We start from the raw sequence: 1,708 nt of genomic DNA on the forward strand, positions 1-1,708 counted from the left end.
GAAGCGGTACGCGACCACCGAGTCGCAGATCCGGATCGCGTGGAACGGGATCAAGGACGCAGCGATCGAGGCCGGGTCGGCGATGCTGCCCGTGATCCGGGACACCGCCGAGCACGTCGCTGATCTGGCGAAGTGGTTCGGTGACCTGCCCGAGCCGGTGAAGAACACCGCGGTGGCGTTGACCGCGATCGTTGCTGCCGGTGGCCTGGTGGTCGGTATGGCCGCGAAGATGGTGGTCAGCATCGCCGAGCTACGTGCGGCGCAGACGGCTTTGGCTGCGTCGTCCACGCGCGCCGGGGCTGCGTTGACGTTCATGTCACGGGCGGGGCTGGTCGGTGGCGGTATCGCCGCTTTGGCGATCGGGTTCGACATCCTTGGCTCGAAGGTCAAGGACATGGCGAACGCCACCCACGCGGTGGATATGTCGAAGCTGACGGGCGACATGCTGCGCCTCGGCGAGACCGGCAAGTCCACCGGCGAGCTTCTGAAGAACTTCGGCGACAACTTCAGCGGCGTCGGCGACGACGGCCGATCCCTGGCAGGTGTCCTCACCCAGGTCGCGACCACCAGCGACGGCGCCCTGACCAAGCTGGGTGGCGCGTTCGCCCGGTTCGGTGTCGAAGCCGGCCCGGCGCGCGGCCTGGCTGAGGCAAAGGCCCGCGTCGAGGAGATGGACAACGCGCTGGCCGATCTGGTGGCTGGCGGCAACGCCGAGTCCGCGGCGAAGGCGTTCGACTTCCTGGCCCAGACCGCCGCGACGCAGGGCGTGACCCTGGACCAGTTGAAGGCGAAGTTCCCCGAGTATTCGTCGGCGCTGAACTCCGCGGCCGTCGATGCTCAGGCTGCCGGCGCGGCTGCGACAGATGCTGGCGGCGCAGCGAAGACCCTCGCGGGTGGCCTGGACGCAGCCAGTGATTCGGCTGAGAAGGCCCAGGAGCATCTCGACGGGTACATCAAGACCCTGCTCGGCATGCCCGGGCTGATGCTGTCGGTGCGGGACGCGCAGCGCGGTGTCCAGGCCGCGATCGATGACGCCACGGACGCGATCGCGGACAACGGACGCACCCTCGACATCAACACCCCGAAGGGCCGCGCGAACCAGGCAGCGCTCGACGCCATCGCAGCGTCAGCCAACCAACTGTCCGAGCAGTACCTCCGCACCGGCGCCTCCCAGGCCAAGATGACCTCCGCGGTATCTGGTGCCCGCAAGTCGTTCATCGACCTCGCGGTGAAGATGGGGCTGCCGCGGGTCGAGGCGGCGAAGCTCGCGGCGCAGCTGATCGCGATCCCGTCCAAGGTCGACAGCAAGGTCACCAACAACGCCGACCAGGCGAGGGCGAAGGCCAAGTCGTACAACGAGATGCTGCTCGGCATCCGGCCCAAGGTGAACACGCCCTTCACGAACAACGCGGCAGGCAAGCCGCGACAGGACGCGCAGACGTACAACCAGCTTCTGCTCGGTGTCCGCCCGAAGGTGCACACCCCGATCACCAACACCGCGCCCGAGGCGCGCGCGAAGGCCGAGGCGTACGCCCGCGCCCTAGGCCTGCTGCCCGAGTCGGAGTCGACCAGCATCTCCGCCCCCGGTGCGGAATCAGCCGCGTCGAGCGTCCGCGGGCTGGTCAACCAGATCGCCGGGCTGCCGTCGAGCAAAACCGTCACCATCACGTACTGGCAGCGGGTCCTCGGCATCAAACCCGACACCAGC

1 protein-coding gene is annotated in these 1,708 nt (G+C 68.3%); it reads left to right on the plus strand.

From position 1 onward, the window contains the following. Window positions 1-1,708, plus strand: a 1,708-nt coding sequence (locus ACFFGN_RS35100) for a phage tail tape measure protein (protein WP_380057263.1), incomplete at both ends; no start/stop codon positions are given.

The sequence above is a fragment of the Kribbella deserti genome (assembly GCF_042434725.1).
In the GTDB taxonomy this organism is placed as follows: Bacteria; Actinomycetota; Actinomycetes; order Propionibacteriales; family Kribbellaceae; genus Kribbella; species Kribbella deserti.